Source organism: Mycolicibacterium setense (genome assembly GCF_000805385.1).
Lineage (GTDB): Bacteria > Actinomycetota > Actinomycetes > Mycobacteriales > Mycobacteriaceae > Mycobacterium > Mycobacterium setense.
In genome coordinates, this window is the sequence record NZ_JTJW01000010.1 from 296,232 (window position 1) to 313,284 (window position 17,053).

The following is a 17,053-nucleotide window of genomic DNA, read 5'->3' on the forward strand; positions in this document are numbered from 1 at the left end:
CCGCGGCTCCAGCTAAGGCGGGCTCCGGAATGTCGCTGACGTCGGAGGGGCGGTCAGGAGCCCATGGCGTGGGCCATCGCGACCACGACCGGGCCGAGCAGCGGCAGCGCCACGTTGGAGAAGGCGTAGACGATGGTGTAGGCCATCAGCGGCGTGGCGTTGCCCGCGGCCTGCTGGACGGCGGTGACGCCGGGGGTCGAGCACTGCTGGCCGGTGATGGCGCCCAGCGCGAGCGGTGCCGGCAGGCGCATGACCTTCCACGCCACCAGCAGCGACACGGTCGCCGGTATCGCGGTCATCGCGATACCGGCGATGGGGAGGCCGATCCCGAACTGCTCGACCAGCGCCACCGCTTGCGGCCCCGACGACAATCCGACGGCGCAGATGAACACGGCCAGCCCGAGCGTCTTGATGACGTCGGCCGCATCCGAGTCGTACTGCCCGAACGTCGGCCGCTTCGAGCGAATCCAGCCGAACAGCAGACCCGTGAGCAGGCAACCCCCGCCGGTGCCGAGCGTGAGCGGGATGCTTCCGACCTGCCAGACCAGGCCCCCGATGAGGAAGCCGGCAACGATGCCAACCGAGATGAAGACGAGGTCGATCTTGACCGTCGGGTCGAGCCGGAACCCGACCCTGCCGACCACTCGGTCGAGGTCGCGGGAGGCGCCGACGAGGCGAACGATGTCGCCGTGCTGGATCACGGTCCCGTCGTTGACGGGGAGGTCCTGGTCGCCGCGGGTCACGCGCTGGAGGAACACGCCGCGACGGTCTTTCACGCTGACCTCGCGCTTGAACTGGCCGAGCGTCGTGGTCCGGTACTCACGGGAGGTGAACACCACCTCGGCCACATCGATGTCCATCGTGAGGTCGTCGCCTGCGACTTCCTCGCCGATGTTGTCGCGCACTCGCACGAGATTGTCGCGCAGGCCCACGACGAGAACTTCATCGTTTTCGGCCAGTTCGAGGTCGGGACGGAGTTCGAGAAGCTTGCCCGCCCTGGAGATCTGCTCGATGGCCGTGGCATCACCCAGGCCGTCCTGGACGCGCGCGACCGTCTGACCTGCCGCCGTCTCCACCCGATAGACGCGTCCGACGATGCGCGGTGCCGCCGGCGTGGCGGTGTCCTCATCCGCGCCTCCGCCGAGCTTCTTCCACAGTTTGGTCGCCTCGTCCCGCAGGGAGACACGCATGACGAGCGGAAAGATCTGACTGGACAGCAGCACGATGGTGATGAGCCCGCAGATGTAGGAGATCGAGTACGCGGTGCCCACATTGGCCTGCAGCGTCTCGATCTCGGATTCCGACAGCGGCAGCCTGGCGATCGCGTCGGCGGCCGTGCCCACCACGGCAGACTCGGTGGCTCCGCCGGCGAGCAGTCCGGCCGCGGTACCGACGTCCAGCCGCATCAGCAGGATCGCGGCGGCGGTGATGCCGAGGACCGACGCGATCTCGATGACCGTGAATGCGGCGTATTTCAGGCTTTGGCGATTGAGGCTGCCGACGAAAGTCGGCCCGGAGATGTAGCCGAGCGTGAAGATGAACAAGGCGAAGGCGATGGTCTTGACTTCGTCGTTCAGCTTGATGTCGCCGAGCATGCCGATCAGGATCGCGACGACCAGCGTTCCGGCCACGCCGCCGAGCGAGATCTTCCAGACGCGCACCTTGCCCACCGCGAACCCGATTGCCAGGCAGAGGAAGAGCGCGATCTCGGGCGTCGATTCCAGCGCGTAGACGATGCGGTCGATCACGGTCATCTCTCGCCCGCCCGCAGGAGTTCGCCATAGAGACACGCACGGACCATTGGGGGCGGCTCCTCTACTGTCGAGCGGTCATCGCCTGGTGGCCACGGCTTTACCGTGACTGAATCTATCGGGATCCCCCGCTGTACGCGGCGCAACCGCCGATTCCATTTCCGCTGGGGTACAGGAGTATCCGCAGATCATTCGGCATCGAGCCGTACCAGGGGCAGCCAGCGGGCCACCTCGCCGGCCCGCGATCCCGACATCTGTACGGCCACACCGGCCGCGTCGAGGTCGAGCAGTCCGGTGGCCAGCAGCAGCCAGGTGCGGGCATCCGTCTCCACGACATTGGGCGGGTTGCCCCGGGTGTGGCGCGGCCCTTCGATGCACTGCACCGCAACGAAAGGCGGGACCCTGACCTCGACGCTGGCGCCCGGCGCCAGCGCGGCGAGGGTGCGCGCGGTCAGGCGGACCGCCTCGGCCAATTCGGCGCGAGCGGGTTCGGCACGGGTGGGTTCGCGCAGCCACCCCGCCACGGCGGCGACCGCCGCCCTTGTCTTCTGCGGATCGACACTGCCTCGCGCGGCCATGACATAGAGTCTCGCAAAGTGTTTGCCGATCACCGTGATCCGCCGTACCGCACGGCCGGTGCGGTGCTGTTGCTGATCCTTGCGCTGGTGTTCGGGTTGATCGTCGGGCAGTTCCGGGGCGCATTCGAAGCCAAGACGCCCCTGACCCTGCTGGCCTCGCGGGCCGGCCTGGTCCTCGATCCGGGGTCCAAGGTGACCTACAACGGCGTCCCGATCGGCCGGGTGGGCGGGGTGAGCACCGACGGCGGGGACCCGCTGCGGGCGTTGGTGCGGCTCGACATCAACCCGAAGTACCTGGACCTGCTGCCGGCCAACGTGCAGACCTCGATACAGGCGACCACGGTTTTCGGAAACAAGTACGTGGCCTTCACCTCGCCGGAACATCCGAGTTCGCAACGGGTTTCGAGCTCCACACCGATCGACGTCACGGCGGTCACCACAGAGTTCAACACCTTGTTCGAGACCATCACGGCCATCTCCGAACAGGTCGACCCCATCAAGCTGAACCAGACCTTGTCGGCCACCGCCCAGGCGCTGACGGGTTTGGGCAGTGCGTTCGGGCAATCGCTGACCGACGGCAACACGATCCTCGACGATGTGAACCCGCGCATGCCCGCGCTGCGCCACGACATCGCCGCACTGGCCGACCTCGGCGAGCGCTATGCGGCGGCCGGACCCGACCTGTTCGACGGCCTGGCCGACGCCGCGCGCAGCGCCGGGACCTTCAACTCCCAGCGCGGCCACCTCGACGCCGCGCTGGTGGCGGCCGTCGGTTTCGCCGCGACCGGTTCCGACATCCTCGAGCGCGGCGGCCCGTACCTGCAGCGCGGCGCGCAGGACCTCATCCCGACGTCGAAGCTGTTCGACGCCTATCAGGGGCAGTTGTTCTGCACCATCCGCAACTACCACGACGTCGCGCCCGCCTTCTATGCGACGTTCGGCGGCGATAACGGATATTCGTTCGAAAGCACGGGGACCTTGTCGAGCTTCGGCGTGGGCAACACCTACGTGTATCCGGACAACCTCCCGCGGGTCAACGCCAAGGGCGGGCCCGAGGGCAAGCCCGGTTGCTGGAAGCCGATCACCAAGGACCTGTGGCCCGCGCCGTATCTGGTGATGGACACCGGCCTGTCGATCGCGCCTTACAACCACGTCGAGCTCGGCTCGCCGATATTCGTCGACTACGTCTGGGGGCGGCAGATCGGTGAGCCCACGATCAACCCGTGACGCCTTTACGATCTTGAGCCAGGGAGAGCTTCGCGCGATAAAGGGGACTCGTGAACGGTAGTGCCGATGCCTAAGCGCGCAGTACGAGCGAGCCCGCAACAGCCCGCAGCCTGGCCTCCCGCGCTGCCCGCCTGGCGCGCCCTCGGTCTTTCGCTCGCGCCGATCGGGGGTGCGGCGTTCAACGGGGTCGCCGGCTTGTGTGCCGCCGCGATAGCCGCGGTGTTGGTTTTCGCGTTCGCCCGGCTTCACCGGCATGCCCCGGATGCGGTGTCGACGGGCGATCTGGTCGCCTCCACCGTGGGCGCGGCCGCCGGGCGGTTCACCAGCCTGATCCAGCTGGCGGCGTACGTGTTGTTGGGCGTGGGTGCCGCGCTCACCCTCGCGCTGCAGCCATTGACCGGGGCACCGGATCTGGAGACTGCGCTGGCGGGCTGGTGGTGGCCGGGGTGGTCGGTGACCGTGGTGGTCATCGCGGGCGCGGTGGTGGCGTATCTGCCCACCCGGGCGGTGGGCGCGACGGCCGCTGCGCTGGCCGGCGTGGGCCTGCTGATCTTCTTCTACATGGCGCTGGCGATCGTGGCCCGAGTGTTCTCTGGCACGCCCCCGATGGAGTTCGGGCCGAGCCACGTCGATTCGGTTCTGCTCGCCACGGCTGCGGCCATACCGCTCGGCCTGGGGCTGGTGGGATTCGAGGCGGCGACGGTGGTCAGCGGACGCCTGGCGTCGGTGGCACGCCCAGTGGGCGCCGCGGTCGGCATCACCGCGCTCGGCGCGATCGCCCTGTTGCTGGCCGCCAACATCGGCTCGACCGGCGGTTTCCACACCACCGCCGTGAACCTCTCGCTGATCATCTCCCAGTTCTTCGCCGACGCCGGGTTCTATTGGTTCGCCACCGGGGCGTTGTGCGTGGGCTCTGCGGCGCTGCTGGCTCTGACGTGGGCGGCCACCCGCGTCGCGGGACGGTTGTTCGGCTCGGGGCCCGAGGTGGCGATCCTGGTTCCCGCGGTGATGTGTCTGCTCGCGGTGGCGTCCTGCCGGTTTCAGGAACATCTGGGCAGATTGCAGCTCACGGTCCCTGCACTACTTCTCCTCGTCGTCTATGTGGTTGTCACCGAGGCCAATTCGCGGGTCGAGGGATCAGCGGCCGCACAGCAGGCGCCGCGCCTGATCCTGGTGGTCGTCGTGGTGTGTGTGGTGCTGGTTCCGCTGCGGGTCACCGATTTCTCGGTGCCCGCGCTGGCGCCGCCGGCCGTCACCGCGGCGCTCCTGGCGGTGGCAGCGCTTTTGGCGCGGCTTGGTAGGCCAGTGCAGCCAGCGCACCTACCTCATTGATCGCCAGGTGGGTCAACACCGACGCGGCCAGGCTGCCCGAGCGTTGCGCGAACCGGCCGAACACCCATCCGGCGATCCCCGTGACCAGAACGGTCGGGATCACGGGCTGGCCCGCGGCGCGGGCGTCGGCGATGTGTGACAGCCCGAAGGCCGTGGCCTGCAACATCTGACCGCCTGCCGGGCCGAACGCCTCGGTGCCGACTTTGGACAGTGCGGCCCGGAAGGCGGCCTCTTCAGGCCAAACGGTCCCGAGCGGGATCCGCAGTGCCAACCATCGCCCCGGATTTCCGGGCAGCACCTTGTCGCGCATCTCGGTCCGCACCAACGGCACCGCCGAAGTCGCCGCGACACCCGCGCTCACCGCGGTCGCTGCGACCGCGCCCAGCCTCAGACCGGACCACAACGCCGGTGGGCGCAGCCCCGCACGCGCGCCCGTCGCGACCATCAGCAAGCTGCCCAGCGCGGCGCGTACCAGCGGCTGCCACCGGCCCGGTAGCCGGGGATCGACCAAGCCGTTCCACACGACCAGCCCCGTGGCCAGCCCCACCGCGTGAATCCGACCGGCCGCCATCAGAATTCGGGTCCGTCGTTGGCCTGGCTCTTTTCCAGCGCCACCCTGATGCGCTCGGTGTCCTCGGATGTCCACCCCTCGGGTGGCGCCACTGCCGCCCACCCGTCGAGCACCCAATGGCCGTAGTTGTGCCCGTGTCCGGCCGGAACGCTCGACGCGTTGGTGATGTCGGCGGCCACCTGCCAGAACGTGATGATCGGATACCAGCGCATCGAGGTCGTGCGGTCCCCGCCCGGCGGCTCGACCAGCCAATCCGGTTCGGAGAACAGCAGATCCGTCGACCACCAGATGATCGGATCGGATGGGTGCTGCAGGAACAGCACGCGGGTGCCCTCCCACGGCGCCGCGGCGTCGTCGGCGATCTCGGCCGCGCTGGCGGCCTCCGAGAACCGCACGGTGCGGCCGTTGTCGTAGCGGGGGCGCACTTGCGGCGTGCCCGGATCGCGACGCTCGGTCAGGCCCCGCCACAGCGGGCTGGCGTTGGGCGGGCCGACCCAGAGGACCGAGGAGAAGCCCATCCGGGAGATGTCGGGCAGCCAGCTGAACGCGCCCTGGCCGCCCATCGATCCGAGGCTCTCGCCGTAGAGCACCAGCTTCGGGCGGCGTTCGGGAGGCAGCTGCTCCCAACGCTCGTGGATCGCGTCGATCATCAGCCTGCCGATGTCCATGGATTTCTCCCGGTCGGCCATGAACGAAATCCAGCTCGGCAGATATGAATACTGCATACCGACCATCGCGGTGTCCCCGTTGTACATCATCTCCAGCGCCCGGGCGGCCACCGGGTTGACCCAGCCTGTGCCGGTGGTGGGGACGATGACCAGCAGCTGGCGGTCGAAGGCATGGGTGCGTTCGAGTTCGCTGAGCAGCACCGCAATTCGCTGATCCTCGGTTTCGGCGGTGTGCAGGCCGGCGTAAACGCGGATGGGTTCCTTGGCCGGCGCACCGTTGACCTCTTCGAGCTCGGCGGCACGCGGGCCGGTCGCGACGAAGTTGCGCCCCTGGAATCCCAGCGAGTCCCACGCCGCGAATGAGTCTGGGCTGCCAGACCTTTCACGTTCGGTCGGTTGGCTGACACCCTCTCGGGTGGTGGCGTCCTGTGGCTGGAAGACCCGGCTCGCGCCGGCCAGGAATCCGCGGTAGAGCACGCCGTTGACAAGGGTGATCACCAACACCACCACGATGGCGGTTCCGATGAACTGGGCCACCTCGCGGTGCAGGTGCCAGCGCCGGATGAACAATCTGGCCAGCGACCGCACGGCATCGCGCAGCATTCGCGCGGTTGCGATCAGTGCGGCGCCCACCGCCACCGCGATGATCAGGGTGCGCAGATAGCCGAGTGTGGCCGGACCTTCCATGCCCATCAACGCCGAGACCTGCCGTTGCCATGCCGCCGCGGGGATCAGCATCAGCACTCCGGCGATGGCCGTGCCCACCACGACGAATGCTTGCAGCCAGAACAACTGCTGCTTGGACGGTGGCCACCAGGCGCGTTTGCGTAACACGAAGCGGTACAGCGCATTTCCCAGCAGGACGCCGATGCCGTAGCCGATGGCGAAGTTGATGCCGCCGATCAGCCCGGCGAACAACCAGTCACGCGGCAGCAGCGACGGGGTCAGCGACAGGCAGAAGAACAGGGCTCCGACGGCGATGCCGACGAAGTCCAGTCGCACCAGGCTCCAGGCCCAGCGCAGCAGAGGATGACGTTCGTTGAGGTTTTTCGCCGTCACCCGAACAGCCCGGGCAGCACGCCCTCCGACGTGCTCCGTAGCTCCGCGAGGCTGATACTGAACTGGCCTTGGACCTCGATCGAGGGTTCGCCGCCTTCGGGGCCCTGGTCGACGACACCGACCCGGGTCACCGGCAGGTCCCTGGCCTCACACATCGCCCGGAACCGGCTCTCCTCGGTGCGGGGCACCGCGACGAGCACGCGGCCCGCAGACTCCGAGAACAGGAAGACAAACGGCGTCACGCCTTCTGGGAGGTCCTCCGGAAGGATGACCCGGCAACCGGTTTCACCGGCCAGCGCGGCCTCCACGACGGCCTGGATGAGCCCGCCCTCGGACAGGTCGTGGGCCGCGGAGATCAGGCCGTCACGCGACGCCGCGGTCAGCACTTCGGCCAGCAGCTTCTCGCGGGCCAGGTCCACCTTCGGCGGAACCCCGCCCAGGTGATCACCAGTGACCTGGGCCCAGACCGATCCGTCGAACTCGTCGTGGGTGTCGCCGAGCAGCAGCAGCGTCTCACCCGGTTCGGTGCCGAGAGACGTAGGGACACGTCGGCGCACATCTTCCAACACGCCGAGCACGCCGACCACCGGAGTGGGCAGGATCGCCGTCGAACCGGTCTGGTTGTAGAAGCTGACGTTGCCGCCGGTGACCGGAATGCCAAGGGCGGCACAGCCGTCGGCGAGCCCGCGGACGGCCTGGCTGAACTGCCACATCACGCCGGGGTCTTCGGGGGACCCGAAGTTGAGGCAGTTGGTCACAGCGACCGGGGTGGCGCCGGTGACCGCGACGTTGCGGTAGGCCTCGGCCAGCGCGAGCTGCGCACCGGTGTACGGGTCGAGCTGGGTGTAGCGGCCCGAGGCGTCGGTGGACACGGCGATGCCGCGGCCGGTCGTCTCGTCGATGCGCAGCACACCGCCGTCGGCGTGTTCGGCCAGCACGGTGTTGCCGCGCACGTAGCGGTCGTACTGCTCGGTGATGAACGCCCGGCTGCACAGGTGAGGGCTGCCGATCAGCGCCAGCAGCGTGGCCTTGAGCTCGTCACCGGTCTGCGGGCGGGGCAGCTTGGCCGAGGTGTCGGCGACCAGCGCGTCCTGGGTGTCGGGACGGGCCACCGGACGCTGGTAGACCGGGCCCTCGTGGGCCACGGTGCGGGGCGGGACATCGACCACGGTCTCGCCGCGCCAGGTGATCTGCAACCGGTCCCCGTCGGTGACCTCACCGATCACCGTGGCCAGCACTTCCCATTTGCGGCAGACGGCCATGAACGCGTCGACGTTCTCCGGCGTCACCACGGCGCACATGCGTTCCTGGGACTCGCTGGAGAGCACCTCGGCCGGGGTCATGTCCTTGGCCCGCAGCGGCACCTGATCCAGCTCGATGCGCATCCCACCGTCCCCGGCGGACGCGAGTTCGGATGTGGCACAGGACAATCCGGCTCCGCCAAGGTCCTGGATGCCGACCACCAGGCCGGCCGAGTACAGCTCGAGGCAACACTCGATGAGCACCTTCTCGGTGAACGGGTCGCCCACCTGAACGCTCGGGAGCTTCTTGCGGCCCGCACCGGATTCGTCGCCGCTGAAGGTGTCCGACGCCAGCACCGAGACACCGCCGATGCCGTCCAGGCCGGTGCGCGCACCGAACAGGATGATCTTGTTGCCGGTTCCCGAGGCGAACGCCAGGTGCAGATCCTCTTTGCGCAGCGCACCCACGCACAGCGCGTTGACCAGTGGGTTGCCGGCATAGGACGGGTCGAAGATCGTCTCGCCGCCGATGTTGGGCAGGCCCAGCGAGTTGCCGTAGCCGCCGACACCGCGCACCACACCGTCGAGCACGCGACGGGTGTCGGGGGCGTCGGCCGCGCCGAAGCGCAGCTGGTCCATGACAGCGACCGGGCGGGCACCCATCGCCATGATGTCGCGGACGATGCCGCCGACGCCGGTGGCCGCGCCCTGGTAGGGCTCGACGTAGGACGGGTGGTTGTGCGACTCGACCTTGAAGGTGACGGCCCAGCCGTCACCGATGTCGACGACGCCGGCGTTCTCGCCGATACCGGCCAGCATGCCGGCGCGCATCTCGTCGGTGGTGGTCTCACCGAAGTAGCGCAGGTGCACCTTCGAGGACTTGTAGGAGCAGTGTTCGCTCCACATCACCGAGTACATGGCCAGTTCGGCGTCGGTGGGGCGGCGGCCCAGGATCTCGCGAATCCGCTGGTACTCGTCGTCCTTGAGACCGAGTTCGCGGTACGGCTGGGGCTGATCGGGGGTGGCGGCTGCCCGCTCAACAGTGTCGGTGTCGTGGGTGAGCTCAGACGTCACGCCCACGAGTCTATCGTTGCCGATATTGCACGTCCGACCGGCGAAAGCTGACTGCGCCTCCACCTGCCCGCACGGCGGCATACTCAGCGGATGCGGAAGCTCGGCAGCAAGGGCCGTCTCGCCCGTCGGGCTTGGCGCTATGAACCCGCGATGCAGAAGGCGTTGCCCTCGGGGTCGGCGAGCACAACCCAGTTGAACTCCGGGCCGAAGCTGTGCCGACCGGTCTCGGCGGCCCCGAGTGCCACCAGCCGCGCCACCTCGGCCTCCATGTCTGCAGCATGGAAGTCGAGGTGGATCCGGTTCTTCCCCGGCGTCGGGTCCGGAACCTTCTGAAACCCCAGCCTCGGGCCGTCAGACCCTTGCAGCATGACGAATTCACCTGGCGCAAAGGCATTTACGTCACCACCCACGGCCTGCGCCCACCACTGGGCCAATGCGTCGGGATCGCTGCAGTCGAACGTGATCATCTCCACAGACAGTGCCATGGCGCCGACCCTAGATCAGGCCGGTGACAAAAACGCCCGCAATGCCGCCGCGTAGGCGGCCACATCGCCGGCACCCATGAACTCCCTGGCCGAATGCATCGCGAGTTGCGCCGCCCCGACGTCGACGGTGGGGATCCCGGTGCGTGCCGATGTCATGGGGCCGATGGTCGACCCGCACGGCAGATCGGCCCGGTGCTCGTAGCGCTGCAGCGGCACCCCGGCCTGATCGCAGGCCAGCGCGAACGCCGCCGCGGTCCGGCCGTCGGTGGCGTAGCGCAGATTGGGCTGCACTTTGAGCACGGGACCGGCGTTGACAGCGATCAGATGGCCCGGCTCGTGACGGTCCGGGTAGTTCGGGTGCGTCGCGTGCGCCATGTCCCCGGAGGCCACCATCGATCCGGCCAGCCGGCGCAGGAAGTCCTCCCGGGTACCGCCTGCGGCGAGCACGATGCGTTCCAGCACGGTCGGCAGCAGCTCGGACTGGGCGCCGTGATCCGACGTCGAGCCGACCTCCTCGTGGTCGAACAACGCCAGCACGGGGATGTGACCGACGGAATCGGCCGCCAGGAAACCCTCCAATCCCGCGTAGCAGGTGGCCTGGTTGTCCAGCCGGGGCGCGCTGACGAACTCCCCGTCGGCGCCCGTGACCGCCGACGGCGTCAGGTCGTGGGTCATCAGATCGAAGCCCAGCACGTCGCGCTCGTCGACCCCGGCCCGCTCGGCGACGAACCGCAGGAACGATCCGGGGCGTTCCCCCAGGCCCCACACCGCGTTGACGTGGCGCTGCGGGTCGGGGCTGACGCCCTTGCGGTCCTCGGAGAGGTGGATGGCGAGCTGAGGCACACGCAGGATCGGATCGTCGATCCGCACCAGCAGATGCTCGATCGTCGGACCCCGGCGCACCGAGAGGCGGCCGCTGATCCCGAGGTCGCGGTCCAGCCAGGAATTCAGCCAGGCCCCGCCATAGGGCTGCAGCGCGACCACCTGCCAGCCGGCGACGACGCGGTCAGGGTGCTGCTTGACCCTCAGATTCGGACTGTCGGTGTGGCCGCCGACCACCCGGAACGGCGCGGCCGGTTCGGTCCGCTCGGTATTCCACGCGACCAGCGAACCCGCCCGCACCGTGAAGAATCTTCCGCTCAGGCCCGATTCACCGCTCGCGGTGGCGGGCCAGCTGTCGGTCTCGGCCAGCTCGGTGAACCCCGCATCACGCAGACGCTGCGCCGCGGTGGCGCATACGTGAAACGGTGACGGCGAGGCATCGATGAATTCGCACATGCTCTGGGGGCTGGCTGCCATATCTCTATCTTGACCGGGTTTCCGCCGCGCGCCGCGTTAGGGTTCACGTTGTGCCCGCACCACAGCCCCAGCCGGTCCTGGCCCCGCTGACGCCGGCCGCCGTGTTCATGGTCATGACCATCGCCGAGGGCGGCGAACCGACGGTTCACGACACCCTGGCGGACATCTCAGGTCTGGTGCGCGCCATCGGCTTCCGTGACCCCACCAAGCACCTGTCGGCGATCGTGTCGATCGGGTCCGACGCCTGGGACCGCCTGTTCTCCGGTCCCCGCCCCGCCGAACTGCACCCGTTCGTCCCGTTGGAGGGCCCGCGTCACCGGGCCCCGGCAACTCCGGGTGATCTGCTGTTCCACCTGCGCGCCGAGTCCATGGACGTGTGCTTCGAACTCGCCACCAAATTCGCCGATGCGCTGGCGGGCGCGGTGACGATCGTCGACGAGGTGCACGGGTTCAAGTTCTTCGACAACCGGGATCTGCTCGGCTTTGTCGACGGCACCGAGAATCCGAACGGTTCGGTGGCCGCCAATGCCAGCCAGATCGGTGAGGAGGATCCCGATTTCGCCGGTGGCTGCTATGTGCACGTGCAGAAGTACACCCACGACATGAGCTCGTGGAATTCGCTGTCCACCGAGGAGCAGGAGCGGGTGATCGGCCGCACCAAACTCGACGACATCGAACTCGACGATGCGGTCAAACCTCCCAATTCGCACGTGGCGCTCAACGTGATCGAAGACGACGACGGCAACGAGCTCAAGATCATCCGGCACAACATGCCGTTCGGTGAGATCGGCAAGGGCGAATTCGGCACCTACTACATCGGTTATTCGCGCACACCCGCGGTCACCGAGCGGATGTTGACCAACATGTTCATCGGCGATCCGCCCGGAAACACCGATCGCATCCTGGATTTCTCCACCGCCGTCACCGGTGGCCTGTTCTTCACGCCCACGATCGACTTTCTGGATGATCCACCGCCGCTGCCGACCTCCCCCGACGAGGCGGCGGCAGCGGAATCTCCACCGGCTCAGGGCCACGACGGCTCGCTCGGCATCGGCAGTCTGAAAGGAATCCCGCAATGAACAACCTGTACCGCGAGCTCGCCCCGGTCACCGAGGCCGCCTGGGCCGAGATCGAACTCGAGGCAAGCCGGACCTTCAAGCGTCACATCGCCGGCCGCCGCGTGGTCGATGTCAGCGAGCCCGGCGGCCCGGTCACCGCGGCGATCAGTACGGGCCACCTGCTCGACGTCAGCTCGCCTGGTGACGGCGTGGTCGCCCACCTACGTGAAGCCAGGCCACTTGTGCGCCTGCGGGTTCCGTTCACGGTGTCGCGCACCGCGATTGACGATGTCGAGCGTGGCGCCCAGGACTCCGACTGGGATCCCGTCAAGGATGCCGCCAAGAAGCTGGCGTTCGTCGAGGACCGGGCGATCTTCGAGGGCTATCCCGCGGCTTCGATCGAAGGCATCCGCAGCTCCAGCTCCAACCCGGCGCTGGCCCTGCCCGACGACGCCCGCGAAATTCCGGACGTGATCGCCCAGGCTCTTTCGGAACTGCGCCTCGCCGGCGTCGACGGGCCGTACTCGGTGCTGCTCTCGGCCGAGACCTACACAAAGGTGAGTGAGACGACCGCGCACGGTTATCCGATCCGCGAGCACCTGAGCCGACTGGTGGACGGCGAGATCATCTGGGCGCCCGCGATCGACGGCGCGTTCGTGTTATCCACTCGCGGTGGGGATTTCGACCTGCAGCTGGGCACCGATGTCTCGATCGGCTACCTGTCCCACGATGCCGAGAGCGTGCAGCTGTACCTGCAGGAGACCCTGACGTTCCTGGCCTATACCGCCGAGGCCTCGGTCGCCCTCACCGCCTAGTTTCGCCCACCGCGAGCGCGCGTGTCGGTACGCCGGCCCGCCGCTCGCGTACCTCAGCGGTCGCTCGCGGTGCGATGCCCGTTAGGGCGGGGATACCAACGAGAACAATCGATCGTTGGTGCGTTGAACCAGAGTGGTATTGACCTTCCAGACCTCTTTTGCTTCATGTGAAGCAGGACCGGGTATCGACCACAGCACGTCGCAGGTCGTCAGATCCACACCTGCTACTAGTCCGTTGCCCTCGTCGCGCGCAACGGCAACTTCTCCGTCAGAGCCGATGTAGTACGTCCAAAGGCTTTCGCCGTGGCAGGTTTTGCCGGCCTCACCAGTTCGTAGATCAAATTGCTCCCACACTCGGTGATCGGCGTCCGATGCAACGAAGAATCGAGATCCGATCAGACGGGCGTACGGGGAAGGCACTGACGGGGGCAGCTCGAGAAGCTGTTGCCCTTCGACGGTAAGGACGAGGTCTCTTGCCTTCGACCCGACAATTGGCACGTCGAGGGACCGGGTCTCTAAGGTGCCCGTGGTCGCCGGTTCACCGAGTTTGTTGCCACCGCTATCAAAGAAAGCAACTCGCTCGGCCGTGTAGTCGCCTGCCGTGGTGTACTCGTACCCGAAGCCGCCCGGATAGACGACCGCCCTGCCTAATTGAACGCCGTCCGGCATCACCGGTTTCACGACTTTGCCGTCGGCCACAGAGAACACGAGATCGGCGACCTTGCCAGTGCCCTGGACTGCAAGAACGGACGGAATGCTGTCGAGATGCCGCACAGTGAATTGCGAGGTTAAATTTCCATCGCCTGGTACGAACCAGGTCAATTCACCATGCGGACCGACGCCATACACACCCTTATTCGCAACCGACGCGATTGCATAGTCGGCAAATTGCTCGAGATTCGGTTGGCCCTGCGGACCAGCGACGCGCAGATCCGTCGGGCCGTCGAAAACTAGTTCGCCGGACGTGGTATCGACGACCCAAGCCGTTGACGGCAGGTTGGGGCCAGAGTTCTGCCGAACACAAAGCACCTTCGGCGGCCCATTGACGAAACAATTGAAATCCGTTGCGCCGTCTGCTGGGCCAAGCCGCACCGGCCCGAACATCCGCTTACCGCTAGACACATCGAGGCCGAGCAGCAACCAACCCTCATCGGTAATCCCTAGGAATACACCCAGGTCATCAATGTTCCCTACCGGCCGCACCACAGTTCCGGGCGCTAGCCCGAGGTCGCCTACAGTGACTGTCCACCCAGGCACCGGCTGTTGGCGCATCGACGACGACAACAGCGTCTGTTGCGGCAAGTTGGGCGCAATCGGCTCGGATTGCGGGTTTCCCTCTGTCGCTTTGCCGCCACAGCCCACTACGGCCAGGAGGACAACGATCACTACTGATAGCCGCCAATACGGCGAGGGCAGCACGTGCCTTGACATCATCCGCGCACTCATGCAGCTGCCTTGAGCCGCTCCACCGCGCGGCCGTCGGCGAGTTCCTCGCGGTGTTCGGGATGCTCCCAGTAGAAGCGCACCAATTGCCGCAATTCGCTACCCCCAGGCGTGTACCAATCAGACGGAAGCGTTCGGACCGTACCGTCGGTGGTCGTGATGTACGTCGTTCCGGTGGGCTTGCGACCATTCCGTGGACGGTCCGCAACTTCCGCCAGTTCGTTCCAGGAGCGCCGCGCTGTGGACATCGTGTTTCCTATCTCGATGCCTTCGAAACTCATTCGTAGACAGCTCATTCCACGTTGCCTGAGGATCTGACGCACGCTGAACACTCCGACAAGAACTCCAGCAGCGGAAATGAATATGAAGTATCTCTCGTCTCCGCTAGGTACCGGGATACTCAGCATGCCAAGGGGCGCGAACACCGCGTAGACAACCATCGCAAGGAACACAGCGACCGTCGACGACATGAGACAACGGTCAACACGGGAATCCGGCCTGAAGGTGGTGCTACCAGTCCGACAAGCGGCACGTGGCACGACATTGCGAGAAGCGACGATCACCAGCATCGCAACCAGACCCAGAGCGAACACTGCGAACCCCAAAGCCACTACCGCCGACAGCAACTCCCCGCGCTGGAGGAATATGACCGTCCAAATGACGCAAAACACTCCGAAAGGGCCAAAAAGGACAGACAGATATCCGACTGCGATGGAAGATTTCATGGCGCGCACATCACGTTCCCGACGAGCTTCCCAACGTAGCCAAAAACGAATCCACCCGCCGCATTTCCACCCATCGCAGCGAGCGGACCGACACCCGGTATCGCACCTACCGCGACAGTGGTGGCCAAACCTCCGGCCAATCCGATTCCACCGGACCAGGCGGCGACACATTTCTCGTACGCGGAATCGCCCATATATACCCCGAGAGCCATCTGCGCGATGCCCATTGCCGGGCCGCCCCACTTTGCGCCTGCCTTCAGCCCATCAAGGACGTGTGGGCTGATCCCTTGGATGCCCGCGCCTGCCTTTACCTCCAGCCCCGAAAGCGCACCGCCTGTCAACGTCGGTATGGGATCTTGGAAAAACGAATCCGGCAGCACCGCATATTTTTTGTCTGCCGTCAGACAGTCGCCGGATCGGGTTCCATCCGGGTTCTGGGAGATGGTCATGTGCGTGCCATCAGCCCACGTCACCTCAGTGGTTTTTCCGCCGTCCTGACGGGGAGTGGTAGTCGTGTCGGATATCCAATTACCGTTCTTGTCGAGATGGAGGACTCGGAGGGTCCCGATCGGGTAGTCCATCTGGCTCGGCAAGTCTTCTAGGTACTCCGTTGCGATCTGCTGACTGCCGTCAAGCATCGTGTACGTCGTGACCTCATTGCCCCGTGGGTCTTTCGTATGAGTTACTTCGCGAACAGTCGTTGCCATGTCCTGGGCGCGCGCTATCTCTTGGAATTTCCTACCCTCTTCGGTCTCAGGGTTCGGCACGTCGTCAGCCGGGGGAGGTGGTAGAATTTTGGGCGGTCCCTCGACCATTTGCCCGAATGGGGCCCCTTTGCTGGCCCTTACCGCGAGCAGCCTTCCCCTCGTTGCACCATCGGCTTCATCTACCGCCACGAGTAGTCGATTGACTTCGCTTTGCGCGGCCTCAGCCTGCTTCTGGAGTTTCGCAGCTTTTTCGGCTGACATTTCCGCCGGGTCGATCAAGACAACCCACTGGTCAGTGACATGGAGTTCACTTGCGTCAATCTCGTCAGCCTTGGCAAGCAAACCCTGGCGGGCAGCGCCAATCCACGCACTGCCGCTCTGCAATGCGCCTCCGAAGTCCTCGGTGTAATCCTTGAACGCCGAAGCTCTGTCGGTTGCTTTTACGAACATGTCCGCAGCAGCATCGTGGGCTTTGCCGGCCCACCCTCGCGACTCAGGCATCCGATCGATGCGGTCGTCGAGGTTGCGGACCGCTGTGTAAAAGGACTCTCCTGCGGCCTTGATCGAAGCCCCGGCAGGATCCAGCGATTGAGGGTTCCAGCTTTGTAGCCGGGAACGCGACGGCAACACTCAGAACAGTCCTTTGAAGCTAGTGGCGAGTGCCGCGTCGTCCACTTCATACCGGTCACCGGCGCCACGGACGGCTCGGCCCATAGCACCGATATCGTTCGCGATGTCAGTGGCCACCAGGCCCAGATGCTCGCCTACCAGGCGTGCCGCCCACTGTGTTTCGGATCCAGGCAGTCCGTCCGCACTGGTGGTCGCGGTTTTGCCGACATCCAGCCCGCTGATTTCAGCAGACACTGCATCCACCTGTGCAGCAAAGCTGCGCAACACGTCCGGATCGACTAACACCGCGCCCCCAAGGATGTTTCAAGCCAGCGATGCTTCGCTAGCACACCAATGTCGCGATTGAATCTAACACCGCGTGCGTGGGAGTCACCGCACCGAATTAGAGCG

Annotated in this window: 15 protein-coding genes; 4 read left to right on the forward strand and 11 right to left on the reverse strand. The window is 66.3% G+C overall.

Going from position 1 to position 17,053, the window contains the following annotated elements:
- Positions 1 to 53: 53 nt before the first annotated feature.
- Positions 54 to 1,754, reverse strand: coding sequence for an aspartate-alanine antiporter (aspT, locus tag QQ25_RS26760; protein WP_039325263.1), 1,701 nt, complete (start codon positions 1,752 to 1,754; stop codon positions 54 to 56).
- 185 nt (positions 1,755 to 1,939) lie between these two features.
- Entirely contained in the window at positions 1,940 to 2,329 is a 390-nt protein-coding gene (locus tag QQ25_RS26765; RefSeq protein WP_039325264.1) for a sterol carrier family protein, read from the reverse strand.
- Positions 2,330 to 2,347: 18 nt separating this feature from the next.
- Between QQ25_RS26765 and QQ25_RS26770 the strand changes: the two genes are divergently transcribed.
- Together QQ25_RS26770 and QQ25_RS26775 are read left to right on the forward strand one after the other, a co-directional pair.
- Positions 2,348 to 3,556 carry an MCE family protein gene (locus QQ25_RS26770; protein ID WP_052236094.1) on the forward strand — a complete coding sequence of 403 codons (1,209 nt, stop codon included), beginning with the start codon at positions 2,348 to 2,350 and terminating at the stop codon, positions 3,554 to 3,556.
- A gap of 66 nt (positions 3,557 to 3,622) precedes the next feature.
- Entirely contained in the window at positions 3,623 to 4,888 is a 1,266-nt protein-coding gene (locus tag QQ25_RS26775; RefSeq protein ID WP_039382085.1) for a hypothetical protein, read from the forward strand.
- On the opposite strand, the gene QQ25_RS26780 is transcribed toward QQ25_RS26775, so the two are convergent.
- The 5 genes from QQ25_RS26780 to QQ25_RS26800 all read right to left on the reverse strand — a co-directional run bounded on the left by QQ25_RS26780 (position 4,809) and on the right by QQ25_RS26800 (position 11,285).
- Complete coding sequence (locus QQ25_RS26780; RefSeq protein WP_039382089.1) at positions 4,809 to 5,459, reverse strand: Rv0804 family intramembrane glutamic endopeptidase; 651 nt, start codon at positions 5,457 to 5,459, stop codon at positions 4,809 to 4,811. The two genes, QQ25_RS26775 and QQ25_RS26780, sit on opposite strands and share 80 nt — an antisense overlap.
- On the reverse strand, positions 5,459 to 7,186 hold the full coding sequence (locus QQ25_RS26785) for an alpha/beta hydrolase (RefSeq protein ID WP_039382090.1): 1,728 nt from the start codon (positions 7,184 to 7,186) through the stop codon (positions 5,459 to 5,461). The genes QQ25_RS26780 and QQ25_RS26785 overlap by 1 nt, the downstream gene beginning before the upstream one ends.
- Positions 7,183 to 9,501 carry a phosphoribosylformylglycinamidine synthase subunit PurL gene (purL, locus tag QQ25_RS26790; RefSeq protein ID WP_039382700.1) on the reverse strand — a complete coding sequence of 773 codons (2,319 nt, stop codon included), beginning with the start codon at positions 9,499 to 9,501 and terminating at the stop codon, positions 7,183 to 7,185. The genes QQ25_RS26785 and purL overlap by 4 nt, the downstream gene beginning before the upstream one ends.
- A gap of 137 nt (positions 9,502 to 9,638) precedes the next feature.
- The gene (locus tag QQ25_RS26795; protein WP_039325276.1) at positions 9,639 to 9,986 is read right to left on the reverse strand and encodes a VOC family protein; all 348 of its coding nucleotides are present in this window, start codon (positions 9,984 to 9,986) and stop codon (positions 9,639 to 9,641) included.
- 15 nt (positions 9,987 to 10,001) lie between these two features.
- On the reverse strand, positions 10,002 to 11,285 hold the full coding sequence (locus tag QQ25_RS26800) for a M18 family aminopeptidase (RefSeq protein ID WP_039382091.1): 1,284 nt from the start codon (positions 11,283 to 11,285) through the stop codon (positions 10,002 to 10,004).
- A gap of 50 nt (positions 11,286 to 11,335) precedes the next feature.
- On the opposite strand from QQ25_RS26800, the gene QQ25_RS26805 reads away from it, so the two are divergent.
- Together QQ25_RS26805 and QQ25_RS26810 are read left to right on the forward strand one after the other, a co-directional pair.
- Positions 11,336 to 12,364 carry a Dyp-type peroxidase gene (locus QQ25_RS26805; protein ID WP_039325281.1) on the forward strand — a complete coding sequence of 343 codons (1,029 nt, stop codon included), beginning with the start codon at positions 11,336 to 11,338 and terminating at the stop codon, positions 12,362 to 12,364.
- Entirely contained in the window at positions 12,361 to 13,158 is a 798-nt protein-coding gene (locus QQ25_RS26810; protein ID WP_039382092.1) for a family 1 encapsulin nanocompartment shell protein, read from the forward strand. The genes QQ25_RS26805 and QQ25_RS26810 overlap by 4 nt, the downstream gene beginning before the upstream one ends.
- Positions 13,159 to 13,239: 81 nt before the next feature.
- Here the strand turns inward: QQ25_RS26810 and QQ25_RS26815 are convergent, their stop codons facing one another.
- The 4 genes from QQ25_RS26815 to QQ25_RS26830 are packed head-to-tail and all read right to left on the reverse strand — an operon-like array spanning position 13,240 to position 16,948.
- Complete coding sequence (locus QQ25_RS26815) at positions 13,240 to 14,604, reverse strand: 9-bladed beta-propeller domain-containing protein (RefSeq protein WP_234711986.1); 1,365 nt, start codon at positions 14,602 to 14,604, stop codon at positions 13,240 to 13,242.
- Positions 14,601 to 15,326: a hypothetical protein gene (locus tag QQ25_RS26820; protein WP_131546239.1), complete on the reverse strand. Its 726-nt coding sequence runs from the start codon at positions 15,324 to 15,326 to the stop codon at positions 14,601 to 14,603. The genes QQ25_RS26815 and QQ25_RS26820 overlap by 4 nt, the downstream gene beginning before the upstream one ends.
- Positions 15,323 to 16,663: a hypothetical protein gene (locus QQ25_RS26825; protein WP_039382096.1), complete on the reverse strand. Its 1,341-nt coding sequence runs from the start codon at positions 16,661 to 16,663 to the stop codon at positions 15,323 to 15,325. The genes QQ25_RS26820 and QQ25_RS26825 overlap by 4 nt, the downstream gene beginning before the upstream one ends.
- Complete coding sequence (locus QQ25_RS26830; RefSeq protein WP_039382097.1) at positions 16,664 to 16,948, reverse strand: type VII secretion target; 285 nt, start codon at positions 16,946 to 16,948, stop codon at positions 16,664 to 16,666.
- Between the last annotated feature and the right edge of the window lie 105 nt (positions 16,949 to 17,053).

What these genes read in the sequence shown, in the direction of transcription:
- QQ25_RS26800 (WP_039382091.1), bottom strand. Translation starts at nt 11,285, where the DNA reads ATGGCAGCCAGCCCCCAGAGCATGTGCGAATTCATCGATGCCTCGCCG.
- QQ25_RS26780 (WP_039382089.1), bottom strand. Translation starts at nt 5,459, where the DNA reads ATGGCGGCCGGTCGGATTCACGCGGTGGGGCTGGCCACGGGGCTGGTC.
- QQ25_RS26815 (WP_234711986.1), bottom strand. Translation starts at nt 14,604, where the DNA reads ATGAGTGCGCGGATGATGTCAAGGCACGTGCTGCCCTCGCCGTATTGG.
- QQ25_RS26775 (WP_039382085.1), top strand. Translation starts at nt 3,623, where the DNA reads ATGCCTAAGCGCGCAGTACGAGCGAGCCCGCAACAGCCCGCAGCCTGG.
- QQ25_RS26820 (WP_131546239.1), bottom strand. Translation starts at nt 15,326, where the DNA reads ATGAAATCTTCCATCGCAGTCGGATATCTGTCTGTCCTTTTTGGCCCT.
- QQ25_RS26810 (WP_039382092.1), top strand. Translation starts at nt 12,361, where the DNA reads ATGAACAACCTGTACCGCGAGCTCGCCCCGGTCACCGAGGCCGCCTGG.
- QQ25_RS26795 (WP_039325276.1), bottom strand. Translation starts at nt 9,986, where the DNA reads ATGGCACTGTCTGTGGAGATGATCACGTTCGACTGCAGCGATCCCGAC.
- aspT (WP_039325263.1), bottom strand. Translation starts at nt 1,754, where the DNA reads ATGACCGTGATCGACCGCATCGTCTACGCGCTGGAATCGACGCCCGAG.
- QQ25_RS26765 (WP_039325264.1), bottom strand. Translation starts at nt 2,329, where the DNA reads ATGGCCGCGCGAGGCAGTGTCGATCCGCAGAAGACAAGGGCGGCGGTC.